The organism is Nocardia otitidiscaviarum NBRC 14405 (genome assembly GCF_000308635.1).
Lineage (GTDB): Bacteria > Actinomycetota > Actinomycetes > Mycobacteriales > Mycobacteriaceae > Nocardia > Nocardia otitidiscaviarum.
This window is the reverse complement of the sequence record NZ_BAGD01000268.1, coordinates 1-19,779: the sequence shown is the minus strand read 5'-3', so window position 1 is coordinate 19,779 and position 19,779 is coordinate 1. Positions and strand designations below refer to the sequence as shown.

Below are 19,779 nucleotides of genomic sequence, written 5' to 3'. Positions count from 1 at the left end.
CGAGCACGACGGCCCGCGCGGCGGGTTACCGGCCGTGCGGCGCGCCCGCCGTGTCCGGTTGCGCTCAGGCTTTGCGCTGGGCGGACGAGCGCGCCGGGTTCGCCTGCTGTTCGGCCTTGGGGTCCTTCTCGCCCTGTTTGGCGCGCACCCCGGATTCCACGCGGTCGCCGAGGTCCTTGTCGACATTGCGCCAGTAGTCGAAGGCGCGCACCAGCACCGGTTCGGTGACGCCGTTGAGCAGGTGGCCGACGATATTGTTCACCAGCCGGTCGCGGGCCGCGTCGTCGAGCACCTCGCGGACCATGGTCCCGGCCTGTCCCCAATCGTCGTCGTCGCGGCGGCGCGTGTACGCCTGCCGCACCATCTCGCCGTCGGTGTGCCAGACCGCCTGCGGTCCGGCCAGGGCCGGATCGGCGTGCGGGCCGCCCTTCGAATTCGGCACGTACACCGGATCTCCCGCATTGTGGTACCGCATGTGCCCGTCCTTGGTGTAGGAGTGGCGCGGCGAGCGCGGGGCGTTGACCGGTAGCTCCTTGTAGTTCGCGCCGATCCGATACCGGTGCGCGTCCGGGTAGGAGAACCAGCGGCCCAACAGCATCTTGTCCGGGCTCGGCCCGGTGCCGGGCACCGCGTTGCTGGGTTCGAACGCGGCCTGCTCGATCTCGGTGTGGTAGTCGGCGGGATTGCGGTTCAACGTCATCCGGCCCACCGGGTGCAGCGGATAGTCGCCGTGCGGCCACACCTTGGTGAGATCGAACGGGTTGAACCGGTAGGTTTTGGCCTCCTCGAACGGCATGATCTGCATGGACAGTGTCCAGGACGGGAACTCCCCGGCGTCGATGTGCTCCCACAGGTCCCGGGTGTGATAGTCGGTGTCCATGGACGCCATCTGGTCACCCTCGTCCTGGGTGAAGAACTCGATGCCCTGATCGGTCTTGAAATGGTATTTCACCCAGAATTTCGCGCCGTCGGCATTGACCCACAGATAGGTGTGGCTGGAGTAGCCGTTCATATGCCGCCAACTGCGCGGAATACCGCGATCACCCATCAGCCAGGTCACCTGGTGCGCCGATTCCGGTGACAGTGTCCAGAAATCCCATTGCATATCGTGATCGCGCAGATTGTTGTCGGCGCGGCGTTTCTGCGACCGGATGAAATCCTGGAACTTCATCGGATCACGCACGAAGAAGATCGGCGTGTTGTTGCCGACCAGGTCGAAATTGCCGTGCCGGGTGTAGAACTTGAGGGCGAAACCGCGCGGATCACGCCAGGTGTCCGGGCTGCCGCGCTCCCCGGCCACGGTGGAGAATCGGGCCAGCATCTCGGTGCGGCGGCCCGGCTGGAAGACGTCGGCGCAGGTGTAGGCGCTCACATCCTCGGTGACCTCGAAAACCCCGAACGCGCCGCCGCCCTTGGCATGAGGCTGGCGTTCGGGCACCCGCTCCCGATTGAACGCGGCCATCTTCTCGATCAGGTACGCGTCGTTGAGCAGGATCGGCCCATCGGGTCCCACCGTCAGCGAATGCTCATCGCTGGGGACCGGGATACCGGCGTCGTCGGTGGTGTAGACCTTCGCGGTGTCCTTCTCGGACATGTCACTCCTCTCCACGGAACCGTTCGTCGGAGGAACTACCCGGCACTGCTGTCCACACTCCTCGCGACCCCGCGGCTTGTAAAGCACGGCCGGTCGTCTCGTTTACCGGCGACCGCGCCGGGTACCGCCGCAGCGGAGGCTCTTCCCCCCGCAACCGGCGAGCTTCCCGCACCCGGACAGCAGAGGAGACCGTCGTGGGATTTCCCGAACAGCAGCAAGAGATACCCGGCACCCAGCAGCGCATGCGGCCGGTCCCCGACTGCGGGGAGGACAGCTACCGCGGCAGCGGCAAACTCACCGGGAAGGTCGCCGTCGTCACCGGCGCCGACAGCGGCATCGGCCGCGCGGTCGCCATCGCCTACGCCCGCGAGGGCGCGGATCTGGTGCTGTCGTATCTGAACGAGCACGACGACGCGGCCGAGGTGGAGAAGTACGTGCGCGACGCGGGCCGCCGCGCCGTGCTGGTGCCCGGCGACCTCGCCGACCCCGACCGCTGCCAGGCCGTCGTCGACGCCGCCGTGGACGATTTCGGGCGCATCGACATCCTGGTGAGCAATGCCGCCTACCAGATGACCCACGAGTCGCTGGAGGAGATCACCGTCGCCGAATTCGACTACACCTTCAAGGTGAATGTGAGCGCCTATTTCACGCTGGTGCGGGCGGCGCTGCCGCATATGCCCGCGGGCGGCTCCATCATCGGCAGCTCCTCGGTGAACTCCGATATGCCCTCCCCGACGCTGGCGCCCTACGCCGCCACCAAGGCCGCCATCGCCAACCTGTCGGCGAGTCTGGCACAAATGCTGGGCCCCAAGGGAATTCGCGTGAGCAGCGTCGCACCCGGGCCGATCTGGACACCCCTGATCCCGTCCACCATGCCGGTAGAGAAGGTGGCGAACTTCGGCGACGACACCCCGCTGGGCCGCGCCGGACAGCCCGCCGAACTCGCCCCCGTGTACGTACTGCTCGCCAGCGACGAGGGCAGCTACGTCTCCGGGGCCCGTGTCGCGGTGACCGGCGGTCGCCCGATTCTGTGAACCCGCCGCACCCGCGTTTGCCACCGGATCGCCCGGCTATATCCCGCGCAGGAGGTGCGTCATGCCGAAGGAATGGACCGACAAACAGGAACGCCAGTACGAACACATCAAGAAATCCGAACGCGACCAGGGCGCCAGCGCGAAACGCGCCAAGGAGATCGCCGCCCGCACCGTGAACAAGGACCGGGCCCGCTCCGGGCAGACGAAATCATCCGGCGGCTCCCGGTCCCGCTCGGGCGGTCGCGGATCCAGCGGACCGACCCGCGACCAGCTCTACGAGGAAGCCAAGAAACGCGATATCCACGGCCGCTCCCGCATGACCAAGGCCCAACTGGCCAGGGCGCTCGGCCGCGGCTGACTCACCCGACCCACCGCCGACCCCTGAACCACAGCGAACCGAAGGACAGCGATCCGCATGACCGCACTCACCGCCACCGCTCTCGTCTGCACGCTGAAGAAGTCACCCGCCGACTCCTCCAGCGATCTCATCGCCCGCCAGATCCTCGACGCCCTCACCACCCACGAGGTGAAGGGGCAGGTGCTGCGCGTCGCCGACTACGACGTGCTGCCCGGGGTGAGCGCCGACGAGGGCGACGGCGACGAGTGGCCGCGACTGCGCGCCGAGATCGCGGCCTCCGACATCCTGGTCGTCGCCACCCCCACCTGGGTCGGGCACATGTCCTCCATCGCCCAACGGGTACTGGAACGCCTGGACGCCGAACTGTCCGAAACCGATGCGGCGGGCCGCCCCGCGGTGACCGGCAAGGTGGCCGTGGCCGCGGTGGTCGGCAACGAGGACGGCGCGCACAAGATCGTCGCCGACCTGTTCCAGGGGCTGAACGACATCGGGTTCACCATCCCGTCGCAGGGCTGCACCTACTGGAACGACCAGGCCATGGGCGGCACCGACTACAAGGACCTGGATCAGGTGCCCGAGGCCGTGGCCGCCACCACCGCGACCCTGGCCCGCAATGCCGCGCATCTGGCGCGGGTGCTGACGGAACGGAACTACCCCGCGCCGCGGTAGGGCGCGGACAGCGTTCGCACGCCAGAAGCACCGCGGCGTGTCCCGATGTCCTCGCCGCGTCGGGACGAGCCGACAGAGCGTCTCGCACACGTGCGCTTCGCGCCCGGGGCACATGCGCTGCGCACCGATGCACCGACGCGTCCGGAGGGAGACCCGCGGCATCATGTCCGGGGCCGGTCCGGCGCCGGTACGCACACGGCCGACCGGCGCACTCCGGCACCTGGTCAGAAGCGGGTGCGCAGCCGGGTGACCGCGTCCTCCATATGCTCGAGCAGCAGTCGTCGGGCGTGTTCGGGCGGACCGTCGCCGATGGCCGCGCGCAACTCCTCGTGCTCGGCCACCTGCACGGCCAGATCGGCGTAGGTGCTCTGCAACGCGCCGATGCACATGCGGGTCTCGATGAGCAGGGTGTCCGCGGCGCGCACCAGGCGGGCACTGCCGCAACAGGCGACCAGCGACTTGTGGAACGCGTGGTCGGCGTCGGAGACCCCGGCCGCGTCCCCCCGCGCGGCGGCCGCGCGCATGGCGGCCACCGCGGGTGCGAGCGCGGCCGCGGCCTGCTCGCGGCGGCCCTCCAGGATCAGGTCCAGCGCACCTCCCTCGATGGCGGTGCGGGCCCGGTAGATGTCGACCACATCGTCGAGGGTGAGGTCGATGACGAAGATGCCGCGGTGGCGGATGCTGTAGGCCAGCCCCTCCGACACCAGGCGCTGCATGGCCTCGCGCACCGGCCCGCGGGAGACGTCGAACTGGGCGGCCAGATCGGCCTCCACCAGTTGGGTGCCGGGTTCGAGGGTGCCGTCGACGATCGCCGAGCGCAGCCGGTCGGCGATCATCTCCGCCGTCGAGCGACGGTCCACCGGCTGGAATTCAACGGTCTGCATAGGTCTTTCTCTCCGTGAACAGCGATCCCAGCAGTGGGTGGGGCGGTAGTCGGTCCAGCAGCCCGGCCAGGCGCAGGCCCTCCCAGATGGTGACCTGATTGGCGGTCAGCACCGGTTTGCCCAGCGCCGCTTCCAGTTCCGGCAGCACCGCCAGGGTGTGCATGGCGGTATCGGGCACCAGCAGCGCCTGCGCGTCGGGGTGGTCGTTGGCCGACACCAGCGCGGTCACCTGCGCGGGGGAGAGGGTGCCGACCTCGGCGGCGGTGTCGATCCCGGCGCTGGACATGGACACCACGGTGATTCCGGCGGCGGCGAGGAAGTCGACGAACAGCCGCGCCACCTCGTCGGGATAGCTCGCCACCACCGCCACCCGGGTCACACCCAGTGCGTGCGCCGCGTGCGTGAACGCGAAACTGGTGCTCGACGCCGGGACGCCCGCGGCCCGCGCCAACCCCTCGGCCTGGCCGCGCGCACCGTCGGGCCCGTACACGAAACTGCCCGAGGTGCACGCCCATACGACGGCGGCCGGACGATGCGGGGCGAGCAACTCGGCACCGTGTGCCAGTTTCTCCGGGCTGCCCAGGTCGAGCAGTTCGGGCACGGCGTGCAGATCGGTGCCGTAGATGTGCGCGACCGGCAATCCCACTCCCAGGAGGGCGGCGGCGCGCGGATAGTCGTCCTCGGCGGCGTGGTCGGGGTAGACGAATCCGACCGTCGCGGGCACGGCCCGCACCGCCGCGTCCGTCGTGCCGCCGGGGTGGGGCGCGTGGCCGGTCGCGAGGTCGGGCCCGGCGCTGCTGTCGTCGCGGGCGGGGTGTCGGGCGGTGTCGTGTTCGGTCACGGGATACCTCGCATCCATCGGAGCTCGCATCATCAGAAAACGTCCTGGAGCCATTTGCCGGGGCCCATCATGGGCAGTTTCATCCGCCCCAGACAGGCCCACATGGTGAGTTGGTTGGCGGTGAGCACGGGTTTGCCGAGCGCCTTTTCGAGCGGTTCGACGAGGTCGTAGGTGGGCAGGTTGGTGCAGCTGACGAAGATGGCCTCGGCGTCGGGATCGTCGGCGAACATGATGCGTTCGGCGATGGTCCGATAGCTGACCTTCCAGATGCCGCCGCCGAGCCCGAGGTGGTCGGACCGCACCACCGCACAGCCGAGCTCGCCGAGGAAGTCGTGCAGTTTGTGGGTGAGCACCTCGTCGTAGGGGGTGATGACCGACAGCCGGGTCAATCCCAGTTTCGCGATGGCCTCGGCGAGTGCGCCGGAGGTGGTCACCGCGTCGCGGGCACCCGCCCGGCAAATGGTGCGCCGCAGCGATTTCTCATACGCCAGTCCCTTGATGAAGCTGCCCGAGGTGCACAGGTAGGCGACCACCTCGGGCTCCACGTGCAGCACATTGCGGGTCGCGGACGTCAGATGGACGGCGTCCGAGACCAGTTCGGCCATCTCCAAGGAGACCGGCACCGGTTCATAGGGCGTCCGGGCGAGGTGCAGGCTCACCTCGAGTGGTACCCAGCGCCACAATTCGCGTTCCAACGCGAGGTCGAAGGGGGCGATGACTCCGATGCCACGTTGCGCCACCGGCCCCTCGAACTCGGGGAGAAACAGTTCCACGACGGCCCCTCTCGCCCGCGGTGCAGAACCCTTTCTGCCGGGAGCGACGCGCCCGGCAACCCCCGAGCGAGACTCCAGGGGTGTACACACTCGGATTGTTGACAATCGTACGATGACTTTCTAGCCTGTCAACGTGGAAAAGGGGCCAATTGTGACTGTTCTCCACGACGGCAACCTACCGGACCCACATCTCATGGCCCCGGTGGCGCAGCGCGCGACGATTCGCTACACCGAAGCCGACGGCCTCGAGACCGCGCTGCGCGGTGCCGACGTGCTGTTCGTGTACGACTTTCTCTCCCAAGCGATCCCGGGAGCCTGGCAGGGCGCCGACCGGCTGCGGTGGCTGCACATCGCGGCCACCGGCGTCGATCCGGTCATGTTCGACGACCTGATCGCCAGCGACGTCGTGGTCACCAACACCCGCGGCGTCTTCGACCGGCCGATCGCCGAATACGTACTCGCCCAGATCCTCAACTTCGCCAAGGGGCTGCCCGAATCGCAGCGCCTGCAGGCCGAACACCGGTGGCGGCACCGCAACGGCGAACGGATCGCCGGAGCCACCGCACTGGTGGTCGGCACCGGGGCGATCGGCCGCGAGATCGCCCGGCTGCTGCGCGCGGTCGGCATGCGGGTGCGGGCGGTGGGCCGGCGCGCCCGCCGCGACGACCCCGACTTCGGTGTCGTCGGCGACGACCTGCTCGCCGCGCTGCCGCACGCCGACTACGTCGTGGCCATCGCACCGCTGACGCCGTCGACGCGCCACATGTTCGACGCGCGTGCTTTCGCCGCCATGTCCCCGCGTACACGTTTCATCAATGTCGGTCGTGGGGAATTAGTGGTGACAGACGATCTGGTTGCCGCGATGCGGTCCGGGACGATCGCGGGTGCCGCACTCGATGTGGTCGACCCCGAACCGTTGCCCGCCGGACACCCGCTGTGGGACCTGCCCGACGTTCACCTCACGCCACACAACTCCGGCGATACCGCCGGGTGGCGGGAGGAACTGGTGGCGGCGTTCGCGAGCAATTTCGCCAACTGGATCGCGGGTCGGCCGCTGGACAACGTGGTCGACAAGGAGCTCGGGTACGTGCCCGCCTAAGGAGGCCAGCAATGTCGCACCCCGACATCCCCACCGATCCGTCCGCCATGACCGCGGTCGAGCTCGTCTCCGCCTATGCCGCGGGCGCGCTCTCCCCGGTCGAGGCGACCCACGCGATCCTCGACACGATCGCCGAACGCGACCGTGACGTCAACGCCTACTGCCTGGTGGATCCCGATCGCGCGCTGATCCAGGCCAAGGATTCCGAACAGCGCTGGCACAGCGGGCATGTCAAGGGCCTGCTGGACGGTGTGCCGATCTCCATCAAGGACATCTTCCTCACCGAAGGCTGGCCCACCCGGCGCGGCTCCAAGGCCATCGCCGCCGATGTGCCGTGGCCGGTGGACAGTCCGGTGACCGCGCGGCTGCGCGAGGACGGCATGGTGTTCCTCGGCAAGACCACCACGCCGGAACTGGCATGGAAGGCCACCACCGACAGCCCGCTCACCGGCATCACCCGCAATCCGGTCGATCCCACCCGCACCGCGGGCGGCTCCTCCGGCGGCAGCGCGGCCGCGGTGGCGGGCGGGATGGGACCGGTGTCGGTCGGCACCGACGGCGGCGGCAGTGTGCGCATTCCCGCCGCGTTCTGCGGCATCGTCGGCTTCAAACCCACGCACGGCCGGATTCCGCTGTACCCGGCCAGCCCGTTCGGTCCACTCGCCCACGCCGGACCCATGACCCGCACGGTCGAGGACGCGGCGCTGCTCATGGACATCCTGTCGCTGCCCGATCCCCGCGATCCGACCGCGCAGCCGCCCATGCTCACCACCTTCCGCGCCGAAATGCAGCGTGATGTGCGCGGTCTGACCGTCGCGTACTCGCCGACCCTCGGCTACGTGGACGTCGATCCGGAGGTGGCCGCGGTGGTCGGCGCCGCCGTGGAGCGGCTGGCCGAGGCCGGACTGCGGGTGGTCACCGCCGATCCCGGCTTCACCGATCCGCGCGAAGCGTTCGAGAACCTGTGGGCGGCCGGCGCGGCCACCATGCTGTCGAAATTCCCCGACGGCAGCCGCGAGATCGTCGACCCCGGCCTGGCACGGGTGTGGGAGCACGGCGAGCACCTCACCGCCATCGACTATCTCGACGCCCGCGCCACCGCCGCCGACGTCGGCATCGTGATGGGCGCCTTCCACACCGCCCACGACGTGCTCATCACCCCCACGGTCCCGATCCCCGCCTTCGACGCCGGACACGACGTGCCGCCCGGCAGCGACCTGCGCAGCTGGCCGCAGTGGACCCCGTTCACCTACCCGTTCAACCTCACCCAGCAGCCCGCCATCAGCATCCCCGCCGGCACCACCGCCGCCGGACTGCCGGTGGGCATGCAGATCGTCGGCCCGCGCCACTCCGACGACCTGGTGCTGGCGCTGGCCCGCTACGCCGAGGCCGTCCTCGCGGCCTGACACCTGCCCGCGCCCCCGCTCGACACACCTCTACGGAACACCCTGAGCTGGGTGGCGGATTCGCGGACCTGGCCAGTTCAGTCGCGAGTGCCGTCGCAGGGAGGCAGGGCAGTACCGGGATGGCGTTGCCCGGGCCCACACCTCAACCCAGGGACGGCTGCAGGCTGTTGCGTGGTCAGCGCGATGTGATCGGCTCGGGCACTTCGGCCTCCGGCGCCGGATAGGCGCGGGTGGTCTCGGGGCCAGCCGTGAGGATGTAGAGGCACAGGGCACCCATGACGCCGACACCCACCCACATGGCCTGCTGCCAACCGTCGACGAAGGACTGCTGGGCAGCCTGAATCAGCTGCTGTGCGTGAGACCCTGCACCGTCGGCGGCGTCGACGGCATTGGCGATGCCTTCGCGTGCGGTGTTCGCGGTGTCGTGCGGGATGCCGTCGAGCTTGCCGTCGATGGTGTCGCGGTAGCCGGTGGCCACGAGGGCGCCGAGAAGGGCGACACCGAGTGCGGTACCGAATTCGCGGGTGACGTCGTTGAGAGCGGAGGCGACGCCCTGCTTGTCTCGTGGCAGAGAGCTGGTGATGGCCTGAGTGGAGGGAGTCATCGCCAGGCCCATGCCGATTCCCATGGCGAGGATGCCGGGCAGGATGGACAGGTAGCCGCCGTCGACGGAGGCGAACCCGGCCATTTGCGCCAGGCCGACGCCGCCCACTGCGATGCCGATCGCCATGGTCGGGCGGGAGCCGATGCGCTCGGCCACCTTGGGGGCCAGGCCGGAGGTCATCATCATCGCCACGGCCATGGGCATCAGCGCCAGCGTGGCCAGCAGGCCCGACCAGCCGAGCACCGCCTGAAAGAACGGGAACAGCACGACGGCGATGCCGGCTTGGACACCGAAGACGACCAGTAGCGTGATCGAGCCGCCGGCCAGGCCGCGCTCACCGAAGAGGCTGACATCCAGTAGCGCCGTGTCGCGGCGTCGCAGTTCCCATGCCACGAACCCGACGGTGGCGAGGAGGCCCACGCCGAGGCTGATCAGTGTCACGGGTGCCGTCCAGCCTCGTTCGGGGCCTTCTTGCAGGACGAAGATGAGGCCGACCACGGCGACGACGGAGATCAGCGCCCCGACGGTATCGAAGGCATGCGAGGAGTGCTCGTGCGAGTTCGGCACCGCTGTGAGCGCCGTGGCCAAGGCTGCGATGACCAGAGCCACGGGCAGGACGAACAGCCAGCGCCAGGCGGCGACGTCGACGAGCAGTGCGGACAGGAACATACCCAGGATGCCGCCGCCGCCGGCGACGCCCGTCCACACGCCGATCGCTTTGCCGCGCTGTTCTTCGGGGAAGGTGGAGGTGATCACCGCAAGGGTGATGGGCATGATCATGGCCGCCCCGATGCCGGCAACCATGCGCGCACCGAGCATCACCTCGGCGTTCGGAGCAAGGCCCGCCACGACGTTGGCGACGCCGAAAACGGCCAGGCCCACGATGAGCACGGGTTTGCGGCCCAGCCGGTCACCGATGGCACCGAGCGGCAGCAGCAAAGCGGCCAGGGTGAGGGTGTAGATATTGATGATCCACAGAATGGTGTTCTGCGAGGCGCCGAACTCGACAGCCATCTGGGTCTGGGCGACACCGAGCCCGGAGACCGAGGAGATGACGGCCATCAGCGCGATCGAGACCGCGATCAGGATGGCGCGCAGCTGACCTGCATCCGGTGTGCCGCCGTCCGGGGTCGAGTCGGGGGCGACGTGTGCGGGTTGGTTGGTATTCATGGCTTCCTCCCGAAAAGGGCATGACGAAGTCGGCGCCGGGGCAGCGCCCGGGCGCCGAGACCGGCGAATCGACTCGGGGCTCGCGGGACGAACGCGGGCCGTTCGGTCAGGTGGTGGCCCGCATCGCGGCCAGAGCCGCGTCGGTGTCCGCGGTGGCGAGCATGGCGTTGATGTGGGCTCCGGCCAGTGCGCCGGCCGCCGCGGACGCACCGACCTGGGCGGCAAGGTCGGTCGCGTTACCGGCCACCCACACGCCGGGCACGTCGGTGGCTCCGGCCATGCCGGAGGAGAACCGGCGGCCCATGTTGTCGGGCAGATCCTCCATCGGCAGCTCGAGTTCTTCCAGGCCCGCGGTGCGGGCCCGCATGTGGGTGGCGACCGCGAGGACACGGCGGGCGACCACCCGACCGTCGGTCAACCGGACACCGGTGAGGGTGCCGTCGGCGGCGGTGACGACCTCCGCCACCGGGGTGTCGACGACGGTGATGTCGCGGGCGGCGAAGCGCGCGCGAGTGTCGCGGTCCAGGTCGGTGTCGCCGGTGAAATAGACCAGGTCGTCGGTCAACTGGCGGAACAGCAGCGCGTGATGGATCGAGACCGGTCCGGTGGCGATGATGCCGATGGGCTCGTCGCGCACCTCCCAGCCATGGCAGTACGGGCAGTGCACCACGCCGTGGCCCCAGTGCTGTGCCAGGCCGGGTACGTCGGGCAGCACATCGCGCAGGCCGGTCGCCACCAGCACACGGCGGGCGGTCAGGGTGCGGCCGTCGGTCAGGGTGGCGGTGAACCGCAGGTCACCGTCTGCGGACGGGGCCGCGGGCGCAGTGGAAGCCACGGTCGCGTACACCACCCGGCCGCCGTAGTGGCGCACCTGTTGCCGTCCTCGCTCGAGCAGCTGCGCGGGCGGGGTGCCGTCGAGCACCAGGAAGCCGTGCATGGCCTCGGCGGGCGCGTTGCGGGGTTCTCCGCTGTCGATCACGACGACCGAGCGACGGGAGCGGGCCAGCGTCAGCGCACCGTTGAGTCCCGCGGCGCCCCCGCCGATCACCACGACGTCGATGGTCTCGTCGGGCACTGTGTCGGACGGGTAGGTGAAAGCGGTCTCCGCCATATTCTTGTCCCTTCATGCCTGGTCCAGCTGTTCTGGACAGCTACGAGCGACCATAACCGCAGTTTGCATTAGAGGCATACACTGTTGCTTATGACGCAAGAAGATGGTGAGCTGGACAGCCTCGTACGCAAACGCATCCGCGCGTTACGCGTGGCCCAGGGCTGGTCCCTGGAAGAACTCGCCACCCGCGCGCACCTGAGCCAGTCCACCCTCTCCCGCATCGAGAACGGCCAGCGACGGCTCGCTCTCGATCAGCTGGTCACCCTCGCCCGCGCGCTGGACACCACGCTGGACCAACTGGTGGAGACCGCGGCCGACGATGTCGTCATCAGTCCGATGATCGACGCCGCGCACGGGCTCATGCGCTGGTCGATCAAGGGCGTACCGGGCATGAGCGTCGTGCGCCAACGCATGACCGAACCTCCACCGGACAACCCCGCCCGGATGCGCGCGCACCCCGGCCGCGAGTGGCTGGTCGTCCTGTCCGGCACCGCGATCCTCATGCTCGGCCACCGGCGCTTCCGCGTCGAGACCAACCAGGCCGCCGAGTTCCCCACCATGCTGCCGCACGCCATCGGCACCGAAGGCGGCCCGTGCGAAATCCTCGGCATCTTCGACCGCGACGCCCGCCGAAGCCACCAACGTGACGGCGAAGGAGAGCCGAGCGCGGACTGCACAGCGGACGGCTCCTGCACCTGATCACCGGCAGCCGCGCCTGTGCGGCCACCGCGCCGACAAGATCGGATACCGGCGCTCGGAAGCACCGATCGAGGGTGTCCGCACCCACGTGTCGACGCCGCACCGGGACCGGTCTGCGCGGACCCGTCCCGGTGCGGATGTCACCCGGCGTGCGGATGTCAGTCGGCGCGAGCGAAGGCGAGCGTTTCGCCCTCCACGCCGCGCAGCCACAGGGTGTTGCAGGCGGCGGCGATCTCGGCGAGGCCGTCTTCGATGGTGGCGAAGACATTGCCGGGCACCCAGCCCAGGTCGCCGTTGATGAGCAGGTTGTTGCGACCGTAGAACAGGGCCAGATCGGTGGCGCCCTGGGCGTGGTGGGCGGCCGAGCCCGGTTCGTAGCCGTAGGCGGGGTTGCCGATCTCCCACGGCTCGAAGTCGAACAGGCACACGTCGCCGGGAATCGGTGTGACCGTGGGGTTCTCCCGATGCGGGGCGGCGGTGATGCGGGGGAGCAGGGTGTAGACCTCATTGCGGGCGTACTTGGCGTGGAAGGCGTCACCTTCCTGCGGTAGCGCGTTCCACACCGCCTCACAGGTGTGCGGGGCCTGCTCGTCGAGCAGGCGGGCGCGGCAGCTCACCCCGGCCTTGGTGAGGGTGATGGTGAGGTAGCGGGTCATGGGTTCAGCCTTCCGTATCGGTGGGGCGGAGTTCGGCGGACACGGCCGTATCGACCGCGGGCACGCTCCGACCGGATGTCGGCCGCCGTCACAGCTCGGCGAGGACCGCCTCCCAGATGTCGAGGCCCTCGCGGATCTGTTCGGCGGTCGCGACCAGCGCCGGGATCATGCGCACCACGTTCATGTGCGCGCCGCACGCCAGCAGCAGCATGCCCTTCTCCACCGCCAGCCGCCGCGCCTCGGTGGCCGCGGCCGTATCGGGTTCCCCTGCGGCCGTGGTGAATTCGGCACCCACCATGAGCCCGAGACCGCGCACGTCGCCGATGCCGGAGGTGGCGCGGGCCCGCACCCCGTCCAGCAGTTCACGACCACGCAGTGCCGCGTTCTCGACCAGACCCTCCTTCTCGATCACCTCGAGGGTGGCCAGGGCGGCCGCGCACGCCACCGCGTTCCCGCCGTAGGTGCCGCCCTGCGAACCGGGCCAGGCCCGCGCCATGAGCTCGGCCGGAGCCGCGATACCCGAGAGCGGGAAGCCACTGGCCAACCCCTTGGCGATGGTGATGATGTCGGGCCGGATACCGAAGTGCTGATGGCCGAAGAACTTTCCGGTGCGCCCGAACCCGGTCTGGATCTCGTCGAGCACCAGCAGAATCCCGTGCCGGTCGGCGCGCTCACGCAAACCCCGCAGGAATCCGGCGGTGGCGGGCACGTAGCCGCCCTCACCGAGCACCGGTTCCACGACGAAGGCCGCGGTCTCGGCCGGGGAGGTGAGGGTGGCCAGGATGTAGTCCAGTTCCCGCAGCGCGAAATCGGTGGCCTGCTCCTCGCTCCAGCCGTAGCGGAACGCGGTGGGGAAGGGGGCCACGTGCACCCCGCCCATGAGCGGGCTGAAACCGGCCGAGAAACGGGTGCCGGAGGTGGTCATGGTGGCGGCGGCGACGGTGCGGCCGTGGAAACCGCCGTGGAAGACGATGATGTTCGGCCGCCCGGTGGATTGCCGCGCCAACCGTAAAGCCGCCTCGACGGCCTCACTGCCGGAATTGGCGAAGAACAGCGAATCCAACCCCTCCGGCAGCACCTCGCCGAGCTTCTCGGTGAGATCGAGCAGCGGCCGGTGCATGACGGTCGTGTACTGGCCGTGCACCAGCTTCGCCACCTGCGCCTGCGCGGCCTCCACCACGCGTGGGTGACAGTGGCCGGTGCTGGTGACGCCGATCCCGGCGGTGAAGTCCAGGTAGCGGCGGCCGTCGGTGTCGTACAGGTAGCAGCCCTCGCCGTGGTCGACGGTGACGGGGGTGGCCTGGAGGAGGACGGGGGACAGGGCAGTCATGGGCGATCGCCTCCGGAACGGTCCGGCGCGGGCGGGGAGTTCGGACATCGATCCGGCGGGCCGGACGGTGGGAACTCGAGGACAGCGTCGGCGCGATGGTCTGATGCGGGATTGTCTATTGTCGGATTGTCGACAATATGCATAACATGTGCGGCAGTACGGCGGCAATGGACTCGGCCGCATCACCTGCGGCCACGGCGGGAGGAACGGGAGCCATGCTCACCGAGACACACCTGACCCAGACGGAACGCGACGCCATCGACAGCATCCCCCACGGACTGTTCATCGACGGCGACTGGCGGCCCGGCACCGACACCATGCCGGTCATCGACCCGGCCACCGGCGAACGGTTGCGCACCGTAGCCGACGCGAGCCCCGACGACGGCCTGCGCGCCCTCACCGCGGCCGCCGCCGCCCAGGCCGACTGGGCGCGCACCCCGCCCCGGCAGCGCAGCGACATCCTCCTGCGCGCCCACCGCCTGCTGCTCGACGACGTCGAACGCCTCGCCCTGGTCATGACCCTGGAAATGGGCAAACCCCTCGCCGAGGCGCGCGGCGAGGTCGCCTACGCGGCCGAATTCCTGCGCTGGTTCGCCGAAGAGGCGGTCCGCCTCGACGGCGGCTATATGCACGCACCCACCGGCGGGTCCCGCTTCCTGGTCACCCGGCAGCCGGTCGGACCCAGCCTGCTCATCACCCCGTGGAACTTCCCGATGGCCATGGGCGCCCGCAAGATCGGGCCCGCACTCGCCGCCGGCTGCACCTGCGTGGTCAAACCCGCCGAGCAGACACCACTGTCGATGCTGGCGCTGGCCGAGGTCCTGCACCGCGCCGGAGCGCCCGCCGGTGTGGTCAATGTGGTCACCACCTCCGATCCGGCGGCGCTCATCGAACCCGTCATCGCCGACGGCCGCGCCCGCAAACTCTCCTTCACCGGCTCCACCGCCGTCGGCAAACTGCTGCTGGAGCAGTGCGCGCGCACCGTCATGCGCACCTCCATGGAACTCGGCGGCAACGCACCCTTCCTGGTGTTCGACGACGCCGACCTCGACGCCGCCGTGGACGGCGCCATGCTCGCCAAGATGCGCAATATCGGGCAGGCGTGCACCGCCGCCAACCGCATCCTGGTGCAGCGCGGCATCGCCGACGCCTTCGCCACCCGGCTCGCCGACCGTATGGCCGCGCTGCCCATGGGCCGCGGCACCGAACCCGGCGTGGTGGTCGGGCCGCTCATCGACGCCGACGCCGTCGCCAAGGTCACCGAACTGGTCGCCGACGCCCGCCGACGCGGCGCCACCGCCGTCACCGGCGGCGAACCCCATCCCGGGCCCGGCAACTTCTATCCCGCCACGGTGCTCACCGATGTGCCCGCCGACGCCCCGATCGGGCACACCGAGATCTTCGGCCCGGTCGCCGCGCTGTCGGTGTTCGACACCGAAGTCGAGGCGGTCACTCGCGCCAACGACACCCCGTACGGGCTCGTCTCCTACGTCTACACCGAGAACCTGCGCCGCGGGCTGCGCGTCAGCGAGGCCCTCGACACCGGCATGGTGGGATTGAACCAGGGTGTGGTGTCGGATCCGGCCGCACCGTTCGGCGGGGTCAAGGAGTCCGGGCTCGGCCGCGAGGGCGGACTGGTGGGCATCGACGAATTCCTGGAAACCAAATACATCCGGGTCGCGCTGTGACCCGGCCGCCCATGACCCGTCGGCCGTGACTCGACGCCCGTGACTCGACAAGGAGACATCGTGACCTATCGCATCGCCACCATTCCCGGTGACGGGATCGGCGTGGACGTGACGGCCGAGGCCGTCGCCGTGGTCGACGCCGTACTGCCCGGGGTCGAATGGACCGCATTCGACTGGTCGTGCGAGAACTATCTGCGCACCGGCGCCATGATGCCCTCCGACGGACCCGAACGGTTGGCCGGATTCGACGCCATCCTGCTCGGAGCGGTCGGCTTTCCCGGTGTGCCCGACCATATTTCGCTGTGGGGGCTGCTGATCCCACTGCGCCGCGCGTTCGGCCAGTACGTGAACCTGCGCCCGGTGCGGCTGCTGCCCGGCACCGAATCCGCACTGCGCGACCGCACCGCCGCCGATCTCGACATCCTCATCGTGCGCGAGAACTCCGAGGGGGAGTACTCCGAGATCGGCGGCCGCCACAATCCCGGCCGCCCCGACGAATTCGTGCTCCAGGAGTCGGTGTTCACCCGGGTGGGCTGCGAACGCATCATCCGCTACGCCTTCGATCGCGCCCGCGACCGCGGCCGCCGCCTGTGCTCGGCCACCAAATCCAACGGTCTCATCCACTCCATGCCGTACTGGGACAGCATCGTCGACGAGGTCGCCGCCGACTACCCCGATGTCACCGTCCGCTCCATGCATGTCGACGCACTCGCCGCCGAAATCGTCCTGCACCCCGACCGTCTCGACGTCATCGTCGGCTCCAACCTCTTCGGCGACATCCTCTCCGACCTCGCCGCCGCCGTCACCGGCGGCCTCGGCCTGGCTCCCTCCGGCAATATCAACCCCGCCCGCGACACCCCCTCCATGTTCGAGGCCGTCCACGGCAGCGCCCCCGATATCGCGGGCCAGGGCATCGCCAACCCGGTCGCCCAGATCCTCGCCGCCGCCATGATGCTCGACCATCTCGGCGAATCCGCGGCGGCCGCCGCCATCGACGCCGCCGTCTGCGCGGTCCTCGAAGAAGGCCGGGTACTCACCCCGGATCTGGGCGGCACCGCCACCACCTCCGAACTGGGCAAGGCCATCGCGTCGCGAGCGGCGGAGTCGATGGGCTGAGGGCTACGGCGCGGCAACACTCCACAGCAGCACATATCGTCACAGTGATGAATTACCGCCTCGGAGCAACGTGAGCAGCACGGGGGAGTAGGGAGATCAGGTCACGTCGAGAGATGTTTCGACGGCGGGTGCCCACAAGCACGCACGGGGTGCGTTATCGGACACTTCCACTCCTTCGAGGTCGAGGAAGCGATCACGCGTCGAACGGAGAACCTCATCGTACTGCGAAGCGCCCGAGCTCAATAGCCCCCGAACTCCTCCAGCAATACGTCACAGTGACATATTGACGGCTCGCCGCGTGCCCACAGGGGAGCGCAGCCGGGGGCCGAGTTCCCGTCGACGCCACCTCGATTGACCACCCAAACAGACCCTGGAAATTTTCCGGCACATCGGGATATGCGCAGAATATTCCACACATCAACACAGTGCCGCGGCGTCGACAAACGAGCCGACCCGCGCACCTCATCTGCCGAGGCCGCCGCACCATACGACCCTCGGGGATACGAAACAACCTGCCGCACAGGCAAGTTCGCACACCTCAGCCCAGGTCGTATAAACGCCGATAATCTACATTATGTAAAGTTGGATGGTGATGGGTGCCCCCCACAACCCGCCGCTGGTTGGTTCTCCGACCTGCTCGGTGATCGAACTTCAGCGGCGCGGAGTCAGCGTGATGGAGCCGACCTCCAGGCCGCCCAGGAACGCCGGGCCCGCGTACCCGCCGTGCCCGTCGCTGATCAGTACGACGCGGTGGCCGGGAAACAGGTCCACGTAGCCGCCGTCGGGCGTCGGATGGATGGGGTAACGCCCTATCAGGACCAGTTCCCCGCCTTCGACTCGCGCGTCGCGTTGCAAAAGCACGATGCCGGACGACCAGGTGGTGGATGTGTAGGTGCCGGGTTCGACGTCGGCGGATGCTTGGCTGGTCATGCCGAGCGTGGCCGCACCCGCGATCACGGCGACCGCGGCAGTCCGCACTATTGCCGGTCTGGCGCGTCTGGACATCGTCAACTCCTGTCAACTGCGGGTTACCAACTGTACTCCGACCGAGCGGGCCGGATACGTACGAATCGGGGCACGAAGTTGTCAGGCGCCGAGCGGGCGCAGGGTCAGCGATCCGCCACTGTCCACACCGATGTCCACGGCCGCGACATGGTCGTGATGATCGCCGAACGGCGGTGCGTCCAGGCGGAACTCCCCCGACCCGACAGCCCACAGACTCCGATCCAGTGGCCCATACACGCGGGCCACCCGCATCACCATGGCGCAGCGCCCCCATTCACCCAGGTCGACGGCGGTGACCGGGGTCAGTTTCCCCGCGGTCGCGGCGCGTAGTCGCGGTGGCACCAGCGGGCCGGTGAAGGTGCCGACCAGCGCGGCTCCCCCAGCGCGGGTCCAGGTGATGGAGTTCCAGAGGCGGAGGAAGCGGCGTTCCGCGATGGATGGGATATCCGTGGTCAGCAATGCTTCCGACACCGTGTCCATGTGCGGCTCCCCTCGCCGTCAGCCGCGTGGTTGCACGGCACTCACCCTGATGTACAGCCTGTCAGCAATCGACTAGCTATCAATGTAGTCGGGTGTTGACGGGTCCGACGCCGGTCTGTGAATTATTTTCGCGAATCTCTCGCGAACAAGACTTGAATAGGTCATAATCTTGATCGAATCCATATCAGTGGATGCTTCATGCACGACCCCGAAAGGAACCGCCCGTGGCTCAGGAACACCCGCCCGTCGGAGAGGCCCATACCGAACCCGCAGCAGGCGGGTGCCCTGTGGCGGCCGGTCGCCTCAAGTACCCCACCGAGGGCGGAAGCAACCGGGACTGGTGGCCGAATCAGCTGAATCTGAAGATCCTGCAGAAGAATCCGGCCGTCGCCAACCCCATGGACGACGGCTACGACTACGCGGCCGAGTTCCAGACCCTCGACCTGGCGGCCGTCAAGCGCGACATCGTCGAGGTCATGACGACCTCACAGGACTGGTGGCCCGCCGACTTCGGGCACTACGGTCCGTTCTTCGTACGCATGGCCTGGCATGCGGCGGGCACCTACCGAATCAGCGACGGCCGCGGCGGCGCGGGTGCGGGCATGCAGCGGTTCGCTCCCCTGAACTCCTGGCCCGACAACGCCAGCCTGGACAAAGCGCGGCGGCTGCTGTGGCCGGTGAAGAAGAAGTACGGCAAGAAACTGTCCTGGGCCGACCTCATCGTGTACGCGGGCAATGTGGCACTCGAGGACATGGGCTTCCGGACCTTCGGGTTCGGCGGCGGCCGTGTCGACCAGTGGGAACCCGAGGAGGACGTGTACTGGGGTCCCGAACAGACCTGGCTCGGCGGCGACGCCCGCTACAGCGGTGAACGCGACCTGGAGAACCCCCTGGCCGCCGTGCAGATGGGCCTCATCTATGTCAATCCCGAAGGCCCCAACGGCAATCCGGATCCGCTGCTGGCCGCCCACGACATTCGCGAAACCTTCCGCCGCATGGCCATGAACGATGTGGAGACCGCGGCGCTGATCGTCGGCGGGCACACCTTCGGCAAGGCGCACGGCGCGGGCCCCGCCGACCATGTCGGCCCCGAGCCCGAGGCGGCTCCCCTCGAGGAACAGGGCCTGGGCTGGAAGTCCAGCTTCGGCACCGGCGTCGGCAAGGACGCCATCACCTCCGGGCTCGAGGTCACCTGGACCCCGACCCCCACCCGATGGGACAACTCCTTCCTGGAGACCCTGTACGGCTACGAGTGGGAGCTC

Annotated in this window: 19 protein-coding genes; 9 read left to right on the top strand and 10 right to left on the bottom strand. The window is 68.9% G+C overall.

Annotation, left to right across the window (positions count from 1 at the left end; translation table 11 throughout):
* Positions 1-64: 64 nt before the first annotated feature.
* A complete protein-coding gene (locus ON31_RS30060; protein WP_039818495.1) occupies positions 65-1,594 on the bottom strand; it encodes a catalase in 1,530 nt (509 codons plus the stop codon).
* Positions 1,595-1,788: 194 nt separating this feature from the next.
* On the opposite strand from ON31_RS30060, the gene ON31_RS30055 reads away from it, so the two are divergent.
* The 3 genes from ON31_RS30055 (at position 1,789) to ON31_RS30045 (ending at position 3,655) form a co-directional block, all read left to right on the top strand.
* The gene (locus tag ON31_RS30055) at positions 1,789-2,628 is read left to right on the top strand and encodes a glucose 1-dehydrogenase (RefSeq protein WP_039818494.1); all 840 of its coding nucleotides are present in this window, start codon (positions 1,789-1,791) and stop codon (positions 2,626-2,628) included.
* Between the two features lie 61 nt (positions 2,629-2,689).
* Entirely contained in the window at positions 2,690-2,986 is a 297-nt protein-coding gene (locus ON31_RS30050; protein ID WP_039818493.1) for a hypothetical protein, read from the top strand.
* 57 nt (positions 2,987-3,043) lie between these two features.
* Entirely contained in the window at positions 3,044-3,655 is a 612-nt protein-coding gene (locus ON31_RS30045) for a flavodoxin family protein (RefSeq protein ID WP_039818491.1), read from the top strand.
* A gap of 224 nt (positions 3,656-3,879) precedes the next feature.
* Here the strand turns inward: ON31_RS30045 and ON31_RS30040 are convergent, their stop codons facing one another.
* The 3 genes from ON31_RS30040 to ON31_RS30030 form a co-directional block, all read right to left on the bottom strand.
* Complete coding sequence (locus ON31_RS30040; protein ID WP_039818490.1) at positions 3,880-4,539, bottom strand: GntR family transcriptional regulator; 660 nt, start codon at positions 4,537-4,539, stop codon at positions 3,880-3,882.
* Positions 4,526-5,272 (bottom strand): maleate cis-trans isomerase family protein, encoded by a 747-nt coding sequence (locus ON31_RS30035; RefSeq protein WP_039818502.1) that lies wholly within the window; start codon positions 5,270-5,272, stop codon positions 4,526-4,528. Before ON31_RS30035 ends, ON31_RS30040 begins: the two co-directional genes overlap by 14 nt.
* Before the next feature lie 140 nt (positions 5,273-5,412).
* Positions 5,413-6,153, bottom strand: coding sequence for a maleate cis-trans isomerase family protein (locus ON31_RS30030; RefSeq protein ID WP_029927837.1), 741 nt, complete (start codon positions 6,151-6,153; stop codon positions 5,413-5,415).
* Between the two features lie 133 nt (positions 6,154-6,286).
* Here ON31_RS30030 and ON31_RS30025 point away from each other — a divergent pair, with 133 nt between their 5' ends.
* Together ON31_RS30025 and ON31_RS30020 are read left to right on the top strand one after the other, a co-directional pair.
* Positions 6,287-7,252 carry a D-2-hydroxyacid dehydrogenase gene (locus ON31_RS30025; protein ID WP_039818489.1) on the top strand — a complete coding sequence of 322 codons (966 nt, stop codon included), beginning with the start codon at positions 6,287-6,289 and terminating at the stop codon, positions 7,250-7,252.
* Between the two features lie 11 nt (positions 7,253-7,263).
* The gene (locus ON31_RS30020) at positions 7,264-8,658 is read left to right on the top strand and encodes an amidase (RefSeq protein WP_081592838.1); all 1,395 of its coding nucleotides are present in this window, start codon (positions 7,264-7,266) and stop codon (positions 8,656-8,658) included.
* Between the two features lie 175 nt (positions 8,659-8,833).
* Here ON31_RS30020 and ON31_RS30015 read toward each other — a convergent pair whose 3' ends face one another.
* Positions 8,834-10,432: an MFS transporter gene (locus ON31_RS30015; protein WP_039818488.1), complete on the bottom strand. Its 1,599-nt coding sequence runs from the start codon at positions 10,430-10,432 to the stop codon at positions 8,834-8,836.
* 106 nt (positions 10,433-10,538) lie between these two features.
* Positions 10,539-11,543, bottom strand: a complete 1,005-nt coding sequence (locus tag ON31_RS30010) for an NAD(P)/FAD-dependent oxidoreductase (RefSeq protein WP_039818486.1) — start codon at positions 11,541-11,543, stop codon at positions 10,539-10,541.
* Positions 11,544-11,633: 90 nt separating this feature from the next.
* Here ON31_RS30010 and ON31_RS30005 point away from each other — a divergent pair, with 90 nt between their 5' ends.
* Complete coding sequence (locus ON31_RS30005) at positions 11,634-12,242, top strand: XRE family transcriptional regulator (protein ID WP_172544856.1); 609 nt, start codon at positions 11,634-11,636, stop codon at positions 12,240-12,242.
* Positions 12,243-12,400: 158 nt separating this feature from the next.
* On the opposite strand, the gene ON31_RS30000 is transcribed toward ON31_RS30005, so the two are convergent.
* Both ON31_RS30000 and ON31_RS29995 read right to left on the bottom strand, forming a co-directional pair.
* Positions 12,401-12,898 carry a DUF3830 family protein gene (locus ON31_RS30000; RefSeq protein WP_039818484.1) on the bottom strand — a complete coding sequence of 166 codons (498 nt, stop codon included), beginning with the start codon at positions 12,896-12,898 and terminating at the stop codon, positions 12,401-12,403.
* 88 nt (positions 12,899-12,986) lie between these two features.
* Positions 12,987-14,228, bottom strand: coding sequence for an aspartate aminotransferase family protein (locus ON31_RS29995; protein WP_039818483.1), 1,242 nt, complete (start codon positions 14,226-14,228; stop codon positions 12,987-12,989).
* A 215-nt stretch (positions 14,229-14,443) separates the two neighbouring features.
* On the opposite strand from ON31_RS29995, the gene ON31_RS29990 reads away from it, so the two are divergent.
* Entirely contained in the window at positions 14,444-15,916 is a 1,473-nt protein-coding gene (locus tag ON31_RS29990; RefSeq protein WP_039818482.1) for an NAD-dependent succinate-semialdehyde dehydrogenase, read from the top strand.
* A 57-nt stretch (positions 15,917-15,973) separates the two neighbouring features.
* Entirely contained in the window at positions 15,974-17,032 is a 1,059-nt protein-coding gene (locus tag ON31_RS29985; protein WP_039818500.1) for a tartrate dehydrogenase, read from the top strand.
* Between the two features lie 651 nt (positions 17,033-17,683).
* On the opposite strand, the gene ON31_RS29980 is transcribed toward ON31_RS29985, so the two are convergent.
* Together ON31_RS29980 and ON31_RS29975 are read right to left on the bottom strand one after the other, a co-directional pair.
* On the bottom strand, positions 17,684-18,010 hold the full coding sequence (locus ON31_RS29980; RefSeq protein WP_306306435.1) for a hypothetical protein: 327 nt from the start codon (positions 18,008-18,010) through the stop codon (positions 17,684-17,686).
* A gap of 108 nt (positions 18,011-18,118) precedes the next feature.
* Positions 18,119-18,517, bottom strand: coding sequence for a hypothetical protein (locus ON31_RS29975; protein ID WP_039818481.1), 399 nt, complete (start codon positions 18,515-18,517; stop codon positions 18,119-18,121).
* A 224-nt stretch (positions 18,518-18,741) separates the two neighbouring features.
* On the opposite strand from ON31_RS29975, the gene ON31_RS29970 reads away from it, so the two are divergent.
* On the top strand, positions 18,742-19,779 hold a 1,038-nt coding region (locus ON31_RS29970), incomplete at its 3' end, for a peroxidase family protein (RefSeq protein ID WP_039818496.1).